This window comes from Streptomyces sp. 1114.5, assembly GCF_003635085.1.
GTDB lineage: Bacteria > Actinomycetota > Actinomycetes > Streptomycetales > Streptomycetaceae > Kitasatospora.
In genome coordinates this window covers 1,652,535-1,674,396 of record NZ_RBXE01000001.1, presented here as the reverse complement: position 1 = coordinate 1,674,396, position 21,862 = coordinate 1,652,535, and the positions used below count along the sequence as shown (strand labels likewise).

Sequence of the window (21,862 nt, the reverse complement as noted above, 5' to 3'; positions counted from 1 at the left end):
TCAGCGCCCCCCGGCCCGGACGAGGAAGTCGATCAGCGCGTCGATGTCGCGCAGGTCGCTGAAGCTCGACATCGGCTCGTCCACGCGGAGTCGGTCCATCAGGCCGAGGATGATCTCGACCCGGTCCACCGAGTCGGCCCCGAGCTGCTTCAGGTGCTTGTCACCGGTGATCTCCTCCGGGCTCAGGCCCGGAAGGATCTGGCCGACCACCTCGCGGACGAGGGCGGCCGTACGAGCCCGGTTGTCGGTCGTTGTGGTCATTCGGAGGTCCCCGTTTCGAGTTGGAGCGAGCAGACGGCCAGGAGCCGGCCGGTGCCCTTGTCACGCAGCACCACGTCGAAGGCCTCGGAGTCGGCGTCGCCGCCCCGCAGCCACTGGCGCACGGTGAGGATGAGCGGGCTGCCCGCGTCGGCGTTGCCCAGGTAGCAGAGCTGCTGGTCGACCACCACGCGGTCGAGGAAAGAGCGGTCGTCCCGGCCCAGTCCGCGCCAGGCCAGCAGCAGTGCCCGGTCGACGATCGAGAAGTAGGACGCGAAGTAGAGCAGGCCGGCGCCGTTGAGGTCGCGGGACGGGTCCACCTCGTAGTCGACCGTCAGCTCGGCGCCGGGTCGGTCCCCGTGGTGGTCGAGGAAGGTCAGCTGCTGCCGGGCCCGGACGTAGGCGTGCCGGGGGGAGTACTCCTCCGGCACGACCGGCAGGTGCCGGTACCGGAAGTCGGGCGGCGACGAGCGGGCCAGGCCCTCGTTGGAACCCTCGGCCGTACGGGAGACCCAGCGGTTGAAGTTCTCCACGTAGAGCGAGTCCGGGTCGGCGAAGGCGTAGAACCCCTCGGGCTCGATCGGCTCCGCCGCCGCCTCGGGCGAGCGGGAGATCCGGTGCAGGGTGAGCACCGACTCGCTACCGAAGCCGAACACCCTTGAGGCCACGTGGAGTTCGTCGCCGAAGGCGGGGCTGCGCAGGTGGAAGCGGCGGCTGCCGCGGACCCGGTAGTAGTAGAAGGACAGGTAGGCCGGGGTGCCCGCGGCGGAGCGGGCCCGCAGCACGTCGGTGCCGCAGGCCTCCCCGACCGCGTCCCAGGTCCAGTCACCGACCTGGCCGGCGAACAGCGAGTTGTGCCCGCACATGCCGGGGCGGATGAGTTCGGTGCGCACGGTCGTCGTCATCGCGCGTCCCCCGTGGCGCCGTGGGCGGCCAGGAACGGCAGCAGCAGCTCGTGCACCCGCCGGGGGTGGGTCAGGCACGGGAAGTGGCCGGCGTCCGCCAGCTCGGCGTACGTGACGTCCGGGATGGCCCCGTGCAGCAGGTGGGTGGCCTTCATCGGGATGACGGTGTCGTGCCGCCCCCAGATCACCAGCGTCGGAACGGCGATCTCCGGCAGCCGGGCGAACAGCGTCGGCTGGGCGGCGAACACGTCCAGGTAGCTCAGGCCGATCTGCGGGTCCATGCTCTCGCAGCGCAGCAGCAACCGCTCCAGCTCGGCCCGGCCCTCCTGGAGCTCCCCGCCGCCCGCCTCGATCCGGTCGAAGTCCTCGGCCGCCACGATCGACAGCCGGTTCACCTCGCCGCGGCGGTTGCCGACCTTGTACGAGCTGCCCACCAGAGTGAGCGAGGCGGTGTCCTGCGGGTGGCGCAGCGCGAAGCTCTGGGCCACCAGGCCGCCGAACGAGGAACCCAGGACGTGGACCGGGCCGGTGATCCCGAGCCGGTCGAGCACCGTCCGGTAGAGCGCGGCCAGACCGTCCAGGGTCAGGTCGGCGCTCACCGTGGTGGCCCCGACGCCGGGGTGGTGCACGGTGATCATCCGGTACCGGTCCGCCAGTTGGGCGAACTGACGGGCGAACACCCCGGCCCCGATGTTGAACGGGGTCATCAGCAGCAGGACCGGACCGCTCCCGGCGGTGAACACCTCGACCCGGCCCTCCGGCAGGTCGAGCAGCAGCCGCTCCACGCCCGGGGCGTGCTCGGCCAGCACCGCCGTGTTCTCGTCCACGGCCAGATGGCCCTCACGCATCGCGTCCTCGATGTCGGACGGCAGCTCGGCGCTCGGGTGGTAGCGGCGCGGGGCGGCCGCCGACCGGGCACCGCCGACCGGCAGGAGGTCCGGCACCGGACCGGCCGCCCGCCAGAGCGCGGCGAGGCGATCGGCCGCGGCGCCGGCGTGCTCCACGCCGAAGCCGACCGGGACGGCGAGCCGGATCAGGCGGTCGCCCGCCAGGTGCGGCGCGCCGCGCAGGCCGGTGCCGTGGTAGATCCAGGCCAGGCAGGACTCGACCGGCAGGTCCAGGCCGGCGAAGGCCGGCATCCGGGCCACGTCGAGCAGCACGCAGTGGGCACCGGCGGGAGCGGCGACCGGCAGGCCGGCCTCTTCGAGGCCGCCGTGCAGCGCCCGCACCGCGGCCATCCGCTCCTCGACCAGTGCGGCGACCTCGTCCCGGTCGGCCAGCGCCCGGGCCAGCAGGCGCCGGGTGGCGAGGCCGACCTCGGCGCCGCGCAGGGCGGTGTGCTCGGTCAGCCGGTCGACCAGACCGGGGTGCCGGGCGGCGACCAGGCCGCCGGAGGTGACCCCGAAGTCCTTGGAGAGGCTGAAGGTCACGGCGTCCGCCGCGACGAGCAGTTCCTCGACGGCCTTCCAGAGGTCCACGCCGCGCCAGCCGTCCTCGTGGGCGACGACGAAGGCGGCGTTCTCCACGATCCGGGTCGCGTCGAGCACCAGCGGCACCCCGTGGGCCCGGGTCACGTCCCGCACTGCACGCAGGTTGGCGACCGACACCGGCTGACCGCCGGAGGCGTTGCCGCTCAGCTCGACCGCGACGAAGCTCACCGGGGTGCGGGAGTCGGCGAGCCGGGCGCGCAGGGCGGCCAGGTCGAGGTCGCCGGCGAAGCCGGAGCCGCCGCCGGCGGCGGCCGTGGGGAGCTCGGCCGGGCCGAAGCCGGCGTCGGCCAGGCTCAGCATCCAGGTGAAGAACAGCCCGTTGTGGAGGACCGTGCCGCGCGGGCCGGGCCAGGCGCGGCAGAGCAGTGCCTCGGCCGCGCGCCCCGAGGCGGTGGGCACCGCGTGCGGGAAGGGCAGCCAGCCGGGCAGCTCGAAGTCGGCCGGCTCGCGGTCCCGTTCGACGAGGTCCTGGATCGCGCGGGTGCGGGCGGTGACCACCGGGCCGTCGACCTCGGCCCAGGAGTCGGTGACGAGGTCGAACTCGACGTCGGCGGGGCGCAGGGCGAGCGGGTTGTACCCGGCCTCGGCGAGCCGGGCGGCGCGCTCGGCCCGCCCCGGGACGGGGACGGCCGCGGAGACGGGCACGGGCGCCGGTCGGACGGCGGCAGGCTGACGGGGCGCCGGGGCCGGGGCGACCGGGACGACGGGCGCCGCCTGGGCGGCGGCCGGGAGGGCCTGGGCGGCGCCGTCGACGGCCATGTCCGGAACGTCGGCGTCGATGTCCGGGTTGGCGATCATCAGGATCACCTCCGACACCGGCGTCGGGTCCTGGTCCGCCGGCTGGCAGAGGTAGATCGGCCGGTTGACCGGGCGGAACTTGTTCTTGAACTGGAAGTTGCCCTCGCCGAAGACGCCGACCGAGCGCAGCTCGGCCATGCCCTGCTCGACCTCGGGCGAGGCGTTGGGCGAGTCGCCCAGCTTGATGCCGAAGCTGGCGCCGAAGCTGAACAGCTCGGAGCCCTCGTCACGGAGCTGACGCAGGATCTCGATGATCGCGTACTCCAGGCCGCCCCGGGGCGCCTCGGCCGGATAGAACTCCAGGTCCAGCAGGTAGCCGGGCTCGGACGGGATCCTGGTGACGATCACCGCGCTGGCCAGCTCGGAGTTGACCCGGGTGAGGAACATCCGGTGCCGCTCGGCCAGCCGGCCCTCCAGCAGCTCCTGACGGACGACGGCCACGTACGGGTTGACCATCTGCTTCTGGTCGCCCCAGCGGTCGATCATCCCGGCGATCTCGCGGTCGACGGCCCGGTCCGAGCCGACCCGGTACTCCTCGGTGGTGACCCGACCGGCCCGCTCGAACCGGGCGACCAGGTTGCGCAGCCGGCTCATCCGGCCCCCCGCGAGGCTGAACCCGGCAAGGTCCTCCAGCCGCTGCACCGCACCGAACGGCGTGGCGGTCAGCGGTCGGCCGCCGGCCTCCGCGAGCGGGATCATCGACAGGAAGTTCGGCCGCAGGCCGTGCCGGGCGCCGTAGGTCAGCCACTCGGCGGCCAGCGGTGCGAAGTCCTCCTCCGTGCCCGCGTAGCTCCAGGCGAAGAGGTGGTCGTCCCGCCGGGAGAAGTTGAAGTAGGCGCGGCCGGTCGAGCCGATGAAGGCCAGTGGCGCGATGTCGCGACCGGCCAGACCGCCCTCCTTGGCGTGCGCGCGGTCGATCTCGGCCAGCCGCGCGGCGATCTCCGGGAACTCGGCGAGACGGCGCTTGCGCACGATCAGCGGCCGCTCACCGGCCCCGACGGCAGCCGGGGCAGCAGCCGGGGCGGTGGCCCGGAACGTGGCCGCGGCGTCGGAGAGGACGACCGGACCCCCCTCCGCCGCCTCCGGCCCGGCGGCCAGCGCGGCGGCGAGCAGTCGCACGGTCGGCTCGGCGCCGAAGGCGTCGACCAGGTGACCGGCGAGCGCGTCCACCGTGGGGTGATCGAAGAGCAGCGTCTTGCGCAGGGCGCCGAACCCGCGCTCCAGCACGCTGACCGTGCGCAGCATGTCGAACGAGGTCAGGCCGTTGGCGGTGAAGTCGATCCGCCGGTCGACGGCGCGGTCGGTGATCCGCTCGATCAGGCGCGCCGTCAGGTCGGCGGCCGAGTCGCCGGTCGCGACGGCGGGCGCGGCGACGGGGGCGGCGACGGGCGCGGCGACGGGGGTGACGGCCACCGCGACCGGGGCAGCCACCGCGACCGGCTCGACAGCCGGGACAGCGGCCGGAAGCGGGACAGCGGCCGGAAGCGGGACCACGGCGGCGGACGTCGGGGCGAGGCCCGCAATGTGGGCGGCCAGCCGTTCGACGCTGTCGTGGTCGTAGAGCTCGGCGGCCTGCAGTTCCAGGCCGAAGGTCGCGTTCAGCCGGCGGGCGAGGTCCATCCGGAAGATCGAGTCCAGGCCGAGGTCGGTGAACGCCTGCCCGGAGCCGACCTCGGCCGGCTCCAGCCCGAGGATGTCGGCCACCTGCGTGGTGATCTCGGCCGACGCCTCGCCCGGCGTGACGGTCACCGCGGTGACCGGCGACGGGGCGGCCGGGACCAGGGCGCCCGTCTCGCGCGGGGCGGGCGGCTCCGGGGTCACCGGTGCGGCCGGGGCCGGCGCGGCCGGGGTGGGCGGGACCGACGCGCCGACCGGGGTCAGGCTGATCTTGGCGGCCTTGCGGCGCCTGGTGCCGGTCTCCCGCTCGCGCGGCTGCCGGGTGTCCTGGAGCACGTCTTCTTCCTTCCTGGATTGTGGCTTGCCGGGGTGGTCGGTCCGTCCGTCGAACCAGTGGGCGCGGCGGGTGAGCGGGGCGCCGGGCAGCGGCGTACGGCCCGGCTCGCGGCCGAGCCAGCGCCTGGTCCACGCGACCTCCGCGCCCTCGACCCAGTGCGCGGCGAGCTCGTCGAGCGTCAGGTTCGGCGTCACGGGCGGGAGACCGGCCGCGGCCAGTCCGCGGTACCCGGCGGGTTCACCGGCGGCCACCCGGCGCAGGACGGCCACCGCCTCGGCCACCGACTCGGCGGTCAGGGCCAGCCGGTGCGGGTAAGGCGTCCGGCCGACCTGGAGGGTGTAGGCGACCCGGGCCAGGTCGGGTTCCGGAGCGTCGGCCAGGGTGTCGGCCAGCCGTCCGGCGTACTCGTGCAGGGCCTCGTCGCTGCGGGCGGAGAGCACCAGCAGCTGCCGCCCGGTCGAGCGGACCGCCTGGCGCGGGTGCGAGGCCAGCACGACGTGGGCGTTGGTGCCCCCGAAGCCGAAGGAACTGACCCCGGCCGTCCGCGGTCCGGACCAGGGGCGGGCCGCGTCGTTGACGAAGAACGGGGTTCCGTCCAGTCGCAGGTACGGGTTGGGCTCGTCGAAGTGAATGCTCGGCGGCAGCACCTCGTGCCGCAGGGCGAGCAGCATCTTGAGCATCCCGGCGATCCCGGCGGCGGCCTCAAGGTGGCCGATGTTGGTCTTCACCGATCCGAGCGCCACCCGGGGGTCGGACGGTACGGGCCGGCCGGCGTCGGCGTACAGCGCGGCGAACGCCTTCTTCAGGCCCTCGGCCTCGACCGGATCGCCGAGCCGGGTGCCGGTGCCGTGCAGCTCGACGGCGCCGACCTCGGCCGGGTCCACACCCGCGTCCCGGTAGGCGCGCAGCAGCACCTGGGCCTGGGCCTCCGGGTTGGGTGCGGTCAGCGACGTGGACCGGCCGCCGTGGTTGACCGCGCTGCCCCGGATGACGGCGTAGACGTGGTCGCCGTCGGCCTCGGCGGCCGCGAGCGGCTTGAGCACCAGCGCACCGACGCCCTCGCCGCGGACGTAGCCGTCGGCCTTCCGGTCGAAGGTCCGGCAGGCGCCGTCCGGGCTGAGCATGCCCGACTGCTGGAAGGCGGTGAACAGGCCGGGGCTCAGCAGGACGTTGACCCCGCCGACCAGGGCGAGCGAGCAGTCGCCCGCCCGGATCGCCTGCACGGCCCGGTGGACCGCCACCAGCGAACTGGAGCAGGCGGTGTCCACCGCCTCGCTCGGCCCCCGCAGGTCCAGCACGTGCGAGACCCGGTTGGCCAGGATCGAGTGGGCGACGCCGCTGGCCGTGTGGGCCTGCACGGGCGTGCCGCTCAGCCGGAGCAGGTCGGCGTAGTCGGTGGTGGAGACGCCGACGAACAGACCGGTGTCGGTGCCCGCGAGGGAGTCCGGGCGGTGGCCGCTGTCCTCGACCGCCTGCCAGACGGCCTGGAGGAAGAGCCGCTGCTGCGGGTCCATCAGCGCAGCCTCGGCCGGCGAGATCCGGAACAGCTCGGCGTCGAACTCGCCGACGCCCTCGATGAAGCCGCCGCGCAGGGCAGCGGTGTCGGGGTGGGCGTGCAGTTCCCGCCGGTCGGCCGGGGCCGGGCCGACCAGGTCCTCGCCGGCCGCCAGGCGCCGCCAGAAACCGGCGAGGTCGCGGGCGCCGGGCAGGGTGCCGGCGATCCCGACGACGGCGACGGCGTCCTCGGCGGTCGTCGAAGGGCCCGCTGCCGTCGACGCCGCCGCCGCGGCGGTCGGTGCGGCCTGCTCGGCCACCGGCGCCACGGCCAGGACGGCCCCGTGCTCGCGCAGCAGGTACCGGGCGAACGCCTCCAGGCTGGCGCACTCGAACAGCACGGTGGGCAGCAGATCGAGGTCGTACTCCAGGTTGACCTGGTTGATCAGCTCGGTGAGCGAGATCGAGTCGAACCCGCTGTCCATCAGGTCCTCGTCGAGGTCGACCTCCGCCTCCTCGACGAGCAGGAAGCCCGAGGCCATCCGCCGCAGCCGGTCCCGCACGTCGGGCCGGACGGGTCCGCCGGCGGTGACCGCACGGTCGGCCGCGGGCTCCTCCGCCGAGGGCCGGTCGAGCAGCTGCTCGACCACGGTGAGGGACGGCGGCACGGACGGGCCGCCGGTGAGCACGCGCTCCAGGACGTCCAGCCCGGCCGCGGTCCGCATCGGCACCATCTGCCAGCGACGGGCGAACAGGGTGCGGGTGGCGTCGTCGACGGTCATCCCGCCGTCCGCCCAGAGCGGCCAGCCGATCGAGACCGAGCGGCCAGGGCGCTCACCGCGCTCCCGGCGCTCCTCGCGCTCGGCGGCGAAGGCGTCCAGGAAGGCGTTGGCGGCGGCGTAGTCGGCCTGACCCGGGTTCCCCGTCCCGCCGACCACCGAGGAGAACAGCACGAAGAAGTCCAGCGGCTGGTCCGCCGTGGCCACGTCGAGCAGCCGGGTGCCGGTCACCTTGGGGGCCAGCACCTCGGCCGTCTCGGCGCGGGTCTTGCGGACGGCCAGCGCGTCCCGGGTCACCCCGGCCGTGTGCACGACGCCGTGCACGGGCGCGGCCGCCGCGACCAGTCGCTCGACGTCGGCTGCCCGGGTCACGTCGGCCCGGTGGAACTCGACGGTGCTGCCGGCGGCGTTCAGCGCGGCGATCCGCGCCGCCGCCTGCGGGCCGGGCTCCGTCCGGCCGGCCAGCACCAGCCGGACCGGCCCCCGGGCCGCCAGGAACTCGGCGACGTGCAGCCCGAGGGCACCGGCGCCGCCGGTGACCAGGTAGCCGCCGCCGGGCCGGACCACGGCCGCCCCGCCCTCCGGCAGGGCGAACTCGACGGTTTCCCGGACCTCGCGCCGACCGTCCCGGTGGCGGACCTCCGGGTCGGCGCAGGCCAGCTCGTCCAGCAGGAGCACGGCCCGCAGCCGGGCGTCCGTGCCGGGCTCGAACTCCACCCGGGAGCCGGTGAAGCCGCTGTGCTCCAGGCCGATCGTGCGCAGCGCGCCGGTGACGGCGACCTGCTCGGGGTCGGGCGAGGCGTGGGTGTGGACCATCCGCAGCACCGCGCCGGGCCGGTCCCGGAGCAGGGCGGCCGCCAGTTCGACGGCGTCGGCGACGTCACCGGTGTGCACCACCGCGTCGGGCAGCACGGAGGGGGTCTCGCCGGGCCGGATCGCCACCGACCGGACGCCCTCGGCGCCGGCCGCGCGGCCGATCGCCGCGGCCAGCCCGGCCTCCTCGGTCACCACCAGCAGCAGCTTCGGCCGGACGCCGACGGGCTCGGCCGGGCGGTCCTGCCAGACCGGGCGGCGCTGGACCACCCGGGTGCGCGGCTCGGACGGGGTCGCCGCCGGGGCGGAGGGGGCCGCCGTGACGGCCGCCGTGCCCTCCGGCAGCCAGTACCGGCGGCGCTCGAACGGGTAACCGGGCAGGGCGGCCCGGCGTGGGCGCGGGTGCGGCCAGCGGGCCTCCCAGTCGACGGCCGCGCCGCGCACCCAGCCGGCCGCGGGCTCGTCCGGGTCGACCGCGATCGCGCCGCCGCCCGCGGTGCCGAGCCGGACGCCGTCCGGCACGGTGCCCGCCGCCACCGCGGCCAGCCGGGCGGCCAGCTCGGCGACACCGGTGGCCGTGACGGCCAGGCGCTCGGGGAACTCCCGGCGGCCGACCTGGCTGGTGAAGCAGAGCGCGGCGAGGTCCACGGCCGCCCCCGGACCGGTCAGGTGGTCCGCCACCAGGCCGGCGTAGCGGAGCAGCTGCTCGCGGGTCCGGGCGGAGAGGACGAAAAGCTGCTCGTCGGCCTGCCGGACGGGGCCCTGCGGCACCACGTGCCCGCGCGGGTCCCGGTACTCCTCCACCACCAGGTGGACGTTGGCACCGCCGGCGCCGAACGAGCTGACCCCGGCCCGGAGCGGGGCGGAGTCGACACCCTCCCACTGCTCCAGCGCGGTCGGCAGAGCGAACCGCTCCGGGTCGAGCGCGATCTTGGGGTTGACGGTCTCCAGGTTGGCGCAGGGCGCGATCCGCCGGTGCCTGAGCTGGAGCAGCACCTTGGTGAGCCCGGCGATGCCCGCCGCGCCCTCCAGGTGGCCGATGTTGGCCTTCACCGAGCCGATCCGGCACGGCACGCCGCCCGCGGCGACCGGCCCGAGCGCCCGGCCCAGCCCGGCGACCTCGATCGGGTCGCCCAGCTCGGTGCCGGTGCCGTGGGCCTCGACGTAGCCGATGGTGGCCGGGTCCACGCCCGCCCGGCGGACCGCCTCGGCGATCAGCGCCGCCTGCGCGTTCGGGTTCGGCACGGTGTACCCGCCGGTCTTGCCGCCGGCGTTGGCGAGGCCGGACTTGATGACACCCCAGATCTCGTCGCCGTCCGCGACGGCCTCGCGCAGCGGCTTCAGCAGCACCGCCCCCACGCCCTCCCCGGGCACGAAGCCGTCGGCCGCGGCGTCGAAGACCTTGCAGCGCTCGTCGGCGGAGAGCATGTTCATCGCGCTCAGCGACACGTGGTGGGCCGGGTGCAGGATCAGGTTGACCCCGCCGGCGATCGCGGTGCGGCACTCGCCGCGCCGGATGCTCTCGCAGGCCAGGTGGACGGCGAGCAGCGAGGACGAACAGGCCGAGTCCACGGCGAAGCTGGGCCCGTGCAGGTCCAGGAAGTAGGAGACCCGGTTGGCGATGGACCAGTACGCGGAGTGCGCGCCGGAAAGCCGGCCCTCGGCCCACCCGGTGGCGGCGAGCTGGCCGTACGAGCCGTACATGGTGCCGACGAAGACGCCGGTGTCGCGCTCGCGGGTGGTCTCGCCGAGTCGGCCGGTCCGCTCCAGCAGATTCCAGGCCGCCTCCAGGAAAAGCCGCTCCTGCGGATCGATGGCGGCGGCGTCGCGCGGGAGGATGCCGAAGAAGCCGGGGTCGAAGAGGTCGATGCCGTCCAGGAAGCCGCCCCAACGGCTGTAGGTGCGCTGCGGCCGCCCCTTCTCGGGGTCGAAGTGGGTGCGCCAGTCCCAGCGGTCGGCCGGCACCTCGGTGATACCGCTGCGGCCGTCGGCGAGCAGCTCCCAGAAGGCGTCCACGTCGGGCGCGCCGGGGTAGCGGCCGACCAAGCCGATCACCGCGATGTCCTGGTCGTCGACGGCCGCGGGGGTTACGGGCGGGGCGGTTACGGCCACGGCGGTGACGGGCGCGGCAGTGACGGGCGCGGCGGTGACGGGCGCCGCGGTGACCGGCTGCGCGGTGACCGGCTGCGCGGGCTGGGTCAGGGCGGCCAGCTGCTCCGGGAAGGTCTCGCCGAAGTGGTCCGCCAGGTCGGCGATGGTCAGGTACTCGAAGAGCAGCGTCGCCGGCAGGGTGCCGAGGTCGCGCTCGAAGCGGCCCAGGATGTCCAGGCTCACCAGCGAGTCCACGCCGTAGTTCTCGAAGGTCACCCGGTCGTCCAGGTCGGCCTCGGCGAAGCGAAGCACCTCGGCGAAGACGCCGCGGACGTAGTCGCGGACGGCGGGGCGGGTGGCCGGGGCGGCCGGGGCGGCGGCGGGGGCGGCGGACGACTCCGCCGCCCGCGCGACGAAGAGGCACTGCTCCAGCTCCTCCGGGGCGGTGTCCGCGAAACCGCGGACCCGCACCGGCCCGTAGCCGGCGTCGGCCAGCATCCGCTGCCAGCCGGCCGGGCCGATCAGCGGGGCGTTGGGCAGTCGCAGCCCGGCGTCCTCGTACCGCCACCAGCCCGGGGTGAGCCCGAAGGTGAGGGTGAGGAAGTTCGCCGCCCTGGTCACCTCGTTGACCAGCAGCAGGCCGCCGGGGCGCAGCAGGTCGCGGGTGTGGCCGAGGGTGCGGTCCATCCGGGCGGTGGCGTGCAGCACGTTGGTGGCGAGCAGCACGTCGAAGCCGTGCCGCTCGAAGCCCTGCCCGGTCGGGTCCTTCTCGATGTCCAGGGCCTCGAAGCGGACGAACGGGTAGCGGGCGCCGAAGGCGTCCTCGCCGCGGCGCAGGAACGCGGTGGAGATGTCGGTGTAGCGGTAGTCGACCGGCAGACCGGTGCGGGCGCAGGCCTCCAGGACGAAGGCGCTGCTGGAGCCGGTGCCGGCCCCGATCTCGGCGATCCGCACCGTCCGGCCGGTCTCCCGGTGGACGTCGGTCACCGCGCGGGCGACCTCCTCGGCGAGCAGCGCGTGGTAGTGGTCGGCCGAGGCCTGGCCGCGGTACACCCGCTCGACCAGGTCGGCGGAGCCGCCGGGGAACAGCACCTCCGTGGCGCTGCGCGTGCCGTCGAGCACCTGCGGCAGCGCCTCGACGCAGCGGTCGAGCAGTTCGACGTGCGGGGCGAGGTCCGGGTAGCGGGCGGTGAGCCCGCCGTCCGGCTCCGGGGCACCGGGGACGGACGCGACCGCGCCGTCGGCCGTCCGTCGGAGGCGACCGTCCGCGACCAGGAGGTCGAGCACCGCGTCGAGCAGCCGGCGCTGGCCGGGGCGGACACCCAGTCGGGTGGCCAGCTCGGCGGGGTGGCCGTCCAGGGTGCCGAGCTGCCGGCGCAGGCGGCGCTCCAGCAGGGCGGGGGCCAGCCGGTCCAGGGCCGCGAACGCCGCGCGGGCCCGGGTGACCGGGTCGGCCTGCTGGGCCTGTTCTGCACCGGCGGCACCGGCGGCACCGGCGGGACCGGCGGGCCGGGCGCCCGCGGCCGGGTGGCTGTCCGCGCCGAGCCGGGCCAGCCCGGCCCCGTCCGCGCGGACCACGACGGCCTGCGGCACTCCGTGCGCGAGCAGGGCGTCCAGGGCCGCCATGCCCTCGGCGGGCGCGATCGAGCCGACGCCGAAGGAGGCCAGCCGCTCGGCGTAGCGGTCGTCCGCCACCACACCGACGCTGCCCCAGTAGCCCCAGTTGACGACCGTCACCGGGAACCGGCAGCGCCGGCGCAGCTCGGCGGCGTAGGCGTCCTCGAAGGTGGAGGCCGCGGCGTAACCGCCCTGGCCGGCCGACTCGGTGAAGGAGACGGCGGAGGAGAAGAAGCTCAGGAAGTCCAGCCGCTCGGTGGCCAGCGCCTCGCCGAAGGCGACCGCCCCGGCCACCTTGGGCGCCAGCACCTCGGCCAGGTCGGTCTCGTCCATCCGGGCGAGGGTGCGGTCACGCAGCACCAGGGCGGCGTGGAAGGCGCCGTGCAGGGCGCCGAACTCGCGGCGGGTCTCCCGCACCGCGGCCCGCAGCGCCGCCGGGTCGGCCGCGTCGGCCTGCAGGTACCGGGCTCGGCCGCCGAGCCGCTCGACGTCGGCGATCAGCTCGGCCACCCGCTCGTCGGCCGGGCGCCGGCCCACGACGGCGATGTTGGCACCGACCGTGCGGGCGAGGTGCCGGGCGAGGACCTGGCCGATGCCGCCGGCGCCGCCGACGACCAGGTAGGTGCCGCCGGCGCGGTAGGGGTGGGCGGCCTCCGCCAGTTCGGCCGGGCAGATCGTGCGGGTCAGCCTCCGGTCGCCGCGCAGGGCGACCAGCCGGTCGGTGCCCGGCTCCCGGCGCAGCGCCGCAGCCAGCTCGGCGGCGGGGGTCGGGCGGGTGCCGACGTCGACGCAGCCGACGGTCCAGCCCGGGTACTCGGCGGCGACCGAGTTGGCCAGGCCGATCAGCCCGGCGGCGTGCGGGCGGACCGGGCCGCCGTCGGCGTCGACCGCGCCGGCCAGCACCACCTTGAGGGCGACCGGGCGACCGGCTGCGATCAGGGTCTGCACGGTGCGCAGCAGCTCGGCCGGGGCCGAGTCGCGGTCGGGGGCGCCGCCGCGGGTGTCGGTGGCGAGGACGTAGACCAGGTCGGGGGTGTCGCCGGGCACCAGGGTCTCGGCCGAGGCGACCGCGTCCCCGGCCGCCCGGTGCTCCGCGACCAGCGCGGCGGCCAGCTCGGCGGAGCCCGCCCGGTGCAGCACCCGGACGGTGGCGCCCGGGCGGTGGCCGTCGCCGGCGGCGGGCAGTGGCGCGTCCCGCCAGACCGGCAGGTGGATCAGCCCACCGGCCGCGGGCTCGGCGGCCGCGCTCGGGGCCGGTCGCTGCGCGGGGCGGGCGCCGGCCGCGGCGCGCAGCGCCAGGCCGGTGAACCGGACCGCGACCCGGCCGGCCCGGTCGGCGAGCCGGACGGTGATCCCGCCGTTCTCGCGCCGGACGTGGGTGTACCCCGTGGCCGGGACCGGCCCGTACACGGCGAGCTCGGCCAGGGCGAACGGCAGCTGCGGCCCGGTCCCGCCGTCGGCGGCGGCGAGCAGCGCCACGGCCTGCAGAGCGGCGTCCAGCGGCACGGGGTGCAGCGGGCGGTCGGCCAGCTCACCGGCCCGGTCGGCCGGCACGGTCAGCCGGGCGAGCACGTCGTCGGCGCCGTAGTGGACCTCGTCGAGGGCCCGGAAGGACGGCCCGTAGGCGATGCCGGCCGCCGCGAAGTCCGCGTACAGGTCGGCGGCGGGGCGCCGGGACGGGCAGCGGGCGGTGATCGCGTCCAGGTCGAGCAGTTCGGGCTCGTCGATGGGGCCGGCGGCCAGCCGGCCGCGGGCGCACACCGTGCCGTCCGGATCGGCGGCCAGGGTGAAGCGATCACCGTCCAGGGTCAGCCGGGGGCTGCACGGTCCGGTCACTGCGAACGGCCGCAGCCACTGGACCCCGCTGATCCGGAGCGGGCCCGAGCGTCCGGCCGCGGCGGCGGCCAGTTCGAACGCGGCGACTCCGGGGAGCAGCGGCGTGCCGCCGATCACGTGGTCGGCGACGACCCAGTCGGACCGGTCCAGGGCGGCCGCGCCGACCGGGGCGGCGGGGGAAGCCGGGGAAGCCGGGGCGGCGGGGGAAGCCGGGGCCGAGACGGGGGCCGGGGTGACCCAGTACGGCCGGTTGTCGAAGCGGTGGCGGGCCGCGCCGCGGACCGGGCCGGCCCCGGCGGCACGACGCGGCGGCTCCCCCACGATGAGGTGCGCGTTGGTCCCGCTGAACCCGAAGCTGCTGACCGCGCCGAGGAGTTCACCGGACGGGCCGGCCCGCCACGGCTCCAGCGCGGTGACCGGGCGCAGCCGGCTCCGCCCGAAGTCGATCTCCGGGTTCGGGTCCGAGAAGTTGATCGACGGCGGCAGCTGACGGTGCTTCAGTGCGAGCAGGACCTTGATCAGCCCGGCGACGCCCGCCGACATGGTGGTGTGGCCGATGTTGCCCTTCACCGATCCCAGACCGCAGGAGCCCACCGCCCCGGCGCCCCGGCCCAGCACCTGGTCGAGGGCCTTGACCTCGATCGGGTCGCCGAGCGGCGTGCCGGTCCCGTGCGCCTCGACGTAGGTCACGTCCTCCGGGCGGACGCCCGCCTGGCGCTGGACCCGCTCGATCAGGTCGGCCTGGCTGGCCGCACTCGGCGCGGTGATGCCGTTGGTACGGCCGTCGCCGTTGATCCCGCCGGCCCGGATCACCCCGTGGATCGGGTCGCCGTCGGCCAGCGCCCGGTCCAGGCGCTTGAGCACGACCGCCCCGACGCCCTCGCCCAGCACGATCCCGTCGGCCGAGGCGTCGAACGGGGCGCTGCGCCCGGTCGGCGACAGCATCCCGGTCTTGCTGGTGAGCACGTGCATCCGCGGGGTCAGCATCAGCGCGACACCGCCGGCGACGGCACCGTCGCACTCGCCCGAGCGGATGCTCTCGCAGGCCAGGTGGACGGCGACCAGCGAGGAGGAACAGGCCGTGTCGATCGCCAGCGTCGGGCCGGTCAGGTCGAGGTGGTAAGCGATCCGGGCGGCCAGGACGGACCCGGAGTTGCCGAGGAAGGCGTGCGCCGTCTCGTCCAGGCCCTCCGCCCGCAGCAGGTCGAGGTACTCACCGGTGGCGCAGCCGACGAAGACGCCCCAGCGGCGCTTCTCCGCCCCGTCCGCGTAGCCGGCGTCGGCCAGGCCCTCCCAGGCGGTCTGCAGGAAGAGGCGCTGCTGCGGGTCCATCGACTCCGCCTCCAGCGGAGACATCCGGAAGAACTGCGGGTCGAACCCGTCGATGTCGTCGAGCAGCGCGGCCCACTTGCTGTAGGTGCGGCCGACGGCCCGGCGGTCGGGGTCGTAGAACCGGCCGGTGTCCCAGCGCTCGGCGGGCACCTCGCGGATGCTGCCGCGACCGGCGGCGAGGTTGGCCCAGAAGGCGTCGAGGTCCGGCGCGTCCGGGAAGCGGCCGGCCATGCCGATCACCGCGATGTCCCCGGCCCGCGGGTCCTCGGCCGGCGCCGGCTGCGCGGGGGCGGCCGGAGCGGGGGCGGCGGTCGGGACGACCGGGGGAAGGCTGACGTGCGCGGGCGCGGCCGGGGTCGGTACGACGGGGGCGGGTGCGACGGGCGCGAGCGTGACGGGCGCCGGGTCGGCCGGGGGCCCGACCACGGCGGACAGCGGACTCAGCACCACCTCGCCGGGAGCAGCCGGGGGTGCGGCCGGCGGCTCCGGCCGGACAACCGGCTCCGGCTGGGCGACCGGCTCCGGCTGGGCGGCCGGCTCGGCGGTGGCGGACGCGAGCAGGCTGACGTCCCGCTCGATCACCTCGCGGACGTACGCCACCAGCCTGGGCAGGGTGGGGTGGTCGTAGACCGCGACCGAGTCGATGTCCAGGTCGAACGCCTTGTTCAGCGCCCGGACCAGCTCCACCGCACCGATCGAGTCGAGGCCCATGTCGCTGAAGCTGAGCGCCTCGTCGATCTCGCCGCGGGTCAGGTAGAGGCTCTCGCAGAGGACGTCCTGCACCACCTCGGTGATGCGGGAGGTGTCCGGTCCGACGACGGGAGCCGTCGGCGCGACTGCCACGACGGGGGCCGGAGCGCTCACCGGGGCCGGGGCCGGCACGACGGCCGGCGTCGGCGTCGGGGTCGGCACCGGGGCCGGCGTCGGCGCGGCCGCGACCGTCCCGGCGCGGTAGCCGTCCACCTTGGCGAAGTGCGCGCGGATCCGGCCCACCGACTCCGTGCCGAACACCCGGTCGTGCATGGCCGACTCCCGCTCGATCACCGGGGCGAGCCGGGCGAGCGCCCGGTCCGCGAGGTCCTGCTTGAGGACGCGGACGGCCTCGACCGGCTTCTCCGCGATCGACCGGGCCAGCCCGAGCGCGGTGGCGAGCACGTCCGCGCGGTCCGCGAAGCAGACGTTCGCGCCCCGGCGCTCCAGCTCCTCACCGCGGAAGGCCTTGCCCGTGTACATCAGTTCGGCGGCCAGCACGCGGCCGAGCCGTTCGTCGAGGATGTGTGTGGCGCCCATCCCCGGGGTGAAGCCGTACTTCAGGAAGTTGGCGCTGTAGACGCTCTCCCGGGCCATCACCACGAGGTCCGCGTACAGGCCGAAGGCCAGGCCGCCGCCGGAGGCGTGCCCGCGCAGCGCGCCGACCACCGGGCGGCTGCAGCGCAGCAGGCCCTCGTAGACGAAGGGGACGTCGGTGAACCGGCTGCCGCCGCCGGCCAGCGTCTCCAGGCCCTGCGGGGTCGCCCCCATGCTGAACACCGTCTCGGTGCCGGTCAGGACGACCGCGCGCACCGTGTCGTCGCGCTCGATGCGGTCGAAGGCCTCCTGGAGGCCACGCATCATGGCGTCGGTGAACATGTTGGTGCCGCCCTGGTCGCGCATCTCCAGCAGCGCGATGCCCGGTTCGAGCAGCCGGAACCGAACCTCCTCGCCGCCGGCCTCGACCGGCTCGGGAAGCAGCTCGGCCGGGTCGGGGAGCGCCACGGGCGCGGTCGGCACGGGCACCGACGCCGTCGGGACGGCCGCCGGCACTGCGGGGGCCGCGACCGGCGCCGGCTCCCCGGCACGGTTGCCGCCCTTCCAGCGGCCGACCCAGACGGCCTCCTCCTGGAACGGGTAGCCGGGCATCGGGCGGCGCCGCACCGAGGTGTCGCCGGCCCGGCAGGCCGCCCAGTCGACGTCGCCGCCGGCGGCCCAGTACCGCGCCACCTCGTCGAGTCGGCCGGCCCGGAACGCGGCGACCGCGTCCAGGGCGGCCGGCGCTCCGGGGCTCCCCCAGTGGCCCGCGCCGCCGGCCGGCCCGCCGTCGGCGTAGCGCCGCAGTTCCGCCCGCAGCACCGCCGGGTCGGAGGCGACCACCGCCAGCCGGTGGGCCATCGCGGCCCGGCCGGTCTGCGAGGTGTGGGCGAGGTCGGCGAGCAGGTACGGGTCGCCGGCACCGGCCAGCTCGGCGATGGTGGACTCCGGCGCGGGCCGGGTGCCCAGGGCCTCGCCCAGCTCCGCGAGGGAGAGGGCGTCGAAGCCGAGGTCGGCCAGCGAGTCGTCGGCGCCGATCGCCTCGGCCGGGATGCCGAGCAGCGCGGCGGCCTGTTCGGCCACGGCCTCGACCGACCGGCCGGCTCCGGCCAGGAAGTCCAGCTGGCGCAGGGCGTACTCGCGCAGTTCGGCCGGGGTCCGCGCGGACAGCACGAAAAGGTGCTCGGCGGCCGGAGGGGTCGGACGCTGCACGGGCTGGATCTCCTCTTCGACCAGGACGTGGGCATTGGCCCCGCCGGCGCCGAAGGCGCTGACGCCGGCCCGGCGCGGGGTGGACCCGGCCGGCCAGGGGCTCCGCTCCTGCTGGACCCGGAACGGCGAGCCGTCGAACTCGATGTGGGGGTTGGTGCGGGCCGAGTGCAGCGACGGCACCAGCTGGCCGTGCCTCAGCTGCAGCAGGACCTTGGTGAGGCCGGCGATGCCCGCCGCGCTCTCCAGGTGGCCGATGTTGGACTTGACCGACCCGAGCGCCACGGAGCCCGGCTCCAGGCCGGCGCCGGCGAAGGCCTTGCGCAGCCCCTCGACCTCGATCGGGTCGCCCAGCGACGTCCCGGTGCCGTGTGCCTCGATGCAGCCGAGGGTGGCCGGGTCCCAGCCCGCGCGCTCCAGGGCGGAGCGGATCAGCTCGCCCTGGGCGGTCGGGCTCGGCACGGTGAACCCGCTGGTCTGCCCGGTGTGGTTGAGGACGGTCGCCCGGATGACGCCGTGGATGTGGTCGCCGTCGGCGCGCGCCCGGTCGAGCGGCTTGAGCAGCACCGCGCCCACGCCCTCGCCGGGGACGTAGCCGTCGCCGTCCTCGCCGAAGCTGCGGCAGCGGCCGTCGCTGGAGAGGAACTGTCCCTGGGCGAGCTGAAGGTACTTCTGCGGATGGACGGACAGGTTCACGCCGCCGGCGAGGGCCAGTTCGCACTCGCCGCGACGGATGCTCTCGCAGGCCAGGTGGAGGGCGGTCAGCGAGGACGAACAGGCGGTGTCCACCGCCATGCTGGGGCCGTGCAGGTCGAGGGCGTAGGAGACCCGGTTCGCGACCGAGGCGTGCATCGCGGTCGGCGCGACGCCGCCGTCCTGGTCGGCGAACAGCTGGTAGTGGTTCCACATCACCCCGACGAACACGCCGGTGTTGCGCGTGGCGGCGCTCCTCGGCGCGTAGCCGGCGTCCTCGAAGGCGTGCCAGCCCGTGGCCAGGAAAAGGCGCTCCTGCGGGTCCATCCGCTCGGCGTCCCGGCGGGAGATCCCGAAGAACGCCGGGTGGAAGCGGTCCACCCCGTCCAGGAAGCCTCCCCAGCGGCCGTAGGTGCGGCCCTCGGCGTTGCGGTCGGGGTCGAAGTAGGCGGAGTGGTCCCAGCGGTCGGCCGGGACCTCGGTGACGCTGTCGACGCCCTCGGCCAGGTTGCGCCAGAAGCCGTCGAGGTCGGTGGCGCCCGGGTAGCGCCCGGCGACGCCGATGATGGCGATCGCGGTGCCCTCGTCAACGGGGTCGGCGGCCGGGACGACGGCCGGGACGACGGCCGGTGCAGCCGCCCGGGCGGTTGCCGGTGCGGCGACGGCGCTCCGGGGCTCGGACGCGGCGGGCAGCAGCTGCGGGACACGGGCCGGGTCGCCGTGCAGGACGGCGAAGGAGGCCGGGCCCCCGGCGGTGGCGCGGACGAGGACGTCCAGGCCGGCGGCGGTGGGCAGCGGCGTCATCCCGGTGCGGGTGGCGGACTGGCGCAGCGACGCCTCGGAGACCCGCATGCCGCCGGACTCCCACAGCGGCCACGCCACCGCGAGGGTGCGGCCCGGCCGCTCGACGGACCGGCGTTCGGCGAAGTGCAGCTGGAACGCGTTGGCGTACGCGTAGTCGGCCTGGCCGGCGTTGGGCAGCACGCCGGAGAGCGAGGAGAAGAGCACGAAGAGGCGCAGGTCGTCGTCGGCGGTCGCGGCGTCGAGGTGACGGGTGCCGTCGATCTTGGCGGCCCAGACCTCAGCCAGGTCGGCCGGGTCCTTCCGGAAGAAGAGACCGTCGCGGACGGTGCCGGCGCAGTGCAGCACGCCGTCGATCCGGCCGAACGCCGACCGGGCGGCGGCCGCGGCGGCCGCGGCGCCCTCGGCCCGCGAGACGTCCGCCCGCAGGTAGCGGACGTCGCCGCCGCGCTCCCGCCAGGCGGCCATCCGCTCCTCCAGGGCCCGGTCGGCCGGTCGGCGGCCGACGAGCAGCAATCGGGCCGCGTGGTTCTCGACCAGGTGGTCGGCCACCAGGGCGGCCAGGCCGCCCGCCCCGCCGGTGACCAGGTAGGCGCCACCGTCGGTGAAGCCGGTGCCCTCCGGGCCGGAGGCCGCCTCGCCCCAGCGGCGCACCTGCCGCAGGCCGGAGCGGTAGCGCACCCAGTGCTCGCCGTCCGTGGCCGACTCGGCCAGCAGGACCTCGGCGGACGGGGCGTCGGACTCCACCAGGCGGCAGCGCAGGATCGGCGCCTCGGCCGAGATGGTGGCCGCCAACGCGGCCAGCGCGGCATGCTCCGGGGCGACGGGGGCGTCGGCGGCCACCAGCAGGGCGACCGGCTCGGTGGGCCGGGCGTCGACCAGGGCGGCAGCCAGGGCCCAGAGCTCGGTGGCGGCGGCGGTGCCGGCCGACGGGCACAGCACGTGGGCGGCCGGGTGGACCCGGTCGGCGGTGAGCGCGGCGAGCAGGCGGCCGAGCTGCGCGCGGTCGGCGGGGTCGACCCGGAACGCGTCCGGGCCCAGCCGGGCGAAGCCCTCGCCGCGGGTGACGGCGACGATCCGCCGGCCGGTGGCGCGCAGCGCGGCGACCAGCGGCTCGGACCCGCCGAAGACGATCAGGTCACCGGCGACGGCGACGGCGCCCGGGTCGGCCGGCAGCGGTGCGGCGGTCCAGCACTCGGTGCGGCGGACGGCCACGCCCGCGGGGGCGGCGGCGGGACCGGCGGCGGTCCGGGGGGCGGTCCGGGGGGCGGGACCGGCCTCGGGGCGGGCGGCGGTCAGCGCCTGCGGGTGGGTGTCGGCCAGGTGCCGGGCCAGGCTGGAGACCGAGCCGAACTCGAAGAGCAGGGTGGGGTACAGCGTCGTCCCGACCAGCTCCTCCAGCTGCTCGCCCATCCGCAGCAGGGTCACCGAGTCCAGCCCGAGGTCGTAGAAGCCCACGTCGGTGGGCACCTCGGCGGCCGGCCGGTCCAGCGCCGCACCCACCAGCGCGCGCAGCCGGTCGGTGGCCACGGTGAGCGGGTCCTGCGGGGCCGTGGCCGGCGCGGGCGCCTCGACGGCGGGAACGGGCACGGGAACGACGGCGGCGGGGACGGGAACGGCGGGGGCGTCGTCCGCCACCTCGTCCAGCAGCCGGGTGATCAGTTCGGGATGGCGGATCCGCTTGCAGGACATGTCCCGGAACTCCGCCAGCAGGTTCCCCCGCCCGTCGAGCAGGGTGTAGTCGTTGCGGACGAGGTCGCCCGAGACCGAGGGACGCTCCGGGCGCGGCACGTGCACCAGGAAGCTCTCGCCGACCGGCTCGGGGGCGCGGAACCAGCCGATGTGGAACGGGATGAACGGCTCCTCGCCGACCTCCTCGTTCTGACCGAACGCCAGCAGGGTGGAGGCGTCCGCCTTCCCGGGGTGCAGATGGAACCCGTCCTCGTGCTCCCGGCCGGACGGGTCGAGCCGCAGCTCGGCGAGCAGCCACGGCTCACCGTGGTGCAGCCGGCCGAGGCAGCTCATCGGGCCGCCGTGCCGGATCCCCTCACGGCGGGTGCGGGAGTACAGCACGTCCATGTCGGCGGTGCGGACCGCGCCCGCCCGCAGCGCCTCGACGTCCAGCGGCGCGGGCACCGGCTCGTCGGTGGTGACCAGCTCGCCCCGGGCGTTCTCGCGCCAGGGCGCGCAGGGCTCGCCGTCGCGCAGCCAGCGGCTGTCGACCCGGACCCGGCGCTCCGGCCCGCCCGCGGCGACGGTGACCCGCAGCTCGCGCTCGTACCCCTCGCGGGTGACGACCGGCTCCGAGAACAGGACGTCCCGCAGCGCCAGTCGGCGGTGGTCGAGGCCCTGCGCGATCAGGACCCGGAAGACCAGGTCCAGGAAGGTGACGCCGGGCATCACCGAGACACCGTGGACCCGGTGGTTGGTCATGATGAAGTCGTCGTGCGTCAGCCGGATCCGACAGTCGATCTCGTGCTCGGTCATGCCGTAGTCCCCCTCGTG

Annotated in this window: 3 protein-coding genes; all 3 read right to left on the bottom strand. The window is 76.0% G+C overall.

All coding sequences use genetic code 11. The features are described from left to right. From BX285_RS07190 to BX285_RS07180, 3 genes are read right to left on the bottom strand one after another with little or no spacing between them, the layout of a single operon-like run. Positions 1-261, bottom strand: a complete 261-nt coding sequence (locus BX285_RS07190) for an acyl carrier protein (RefSeq protein WP_097237234.1) — start codon at positions 259-261, stop codon at positions 1-3. Continuing rightward, positions 258-1,163 (bottom strand): LnmK family bifunctional acyltransferase/decarboxylase, encoded by a 906-nt coding sequence (locus tag BX285_RS07185; protein ID WP_121174727.1) that lies wholly within the window; start codon positions 1,161-1,163, stop codon positions 258-260. Before BX285_RS07185 ends, BX285_RS07190 begins: the two co-directional genes overlap by 4 nt. Next, positions 1,160-21,844, bottom strand: coding sequence for an SDR family NAD(P)-dependent oxidoreductase (locus BX285_RS07180; protein ID WP_121174726.1), 20,685 nt, complete (start codon positions 21,842-21,844; stop codon positions 1,160-1,162). The genes BX285_RS07185 and BX285_RS07180 overlap by 4 nt, the downstream gene beginning before the upstream one ends. Positions 21,845-21,862 lie beyond the last annotated feature (18 nt).

Coding starts and splice junctions, on each gene's coding strand:
- BX285_RS07190 (WP_097237234.1), bottom strand. CDS start 261: ATGACCACAACGACCGACAACCGGGCTCGTACGGCCGCCCTCGTCCGC.
- BX285_RS07185 (WP_121174727.1), bottom strand. CDS start 1,163: ATGACGACGACCGTGCGCACCGAACTCATCCGCCCCGGCATGTGCGGG.
- BX285_RS07180 (WP_121174726.1), bottom strand. CDS start 21,844: ATGACCGAGCACGAGATCGACTGTCGGATCCGGCTGACGCACGACGAC.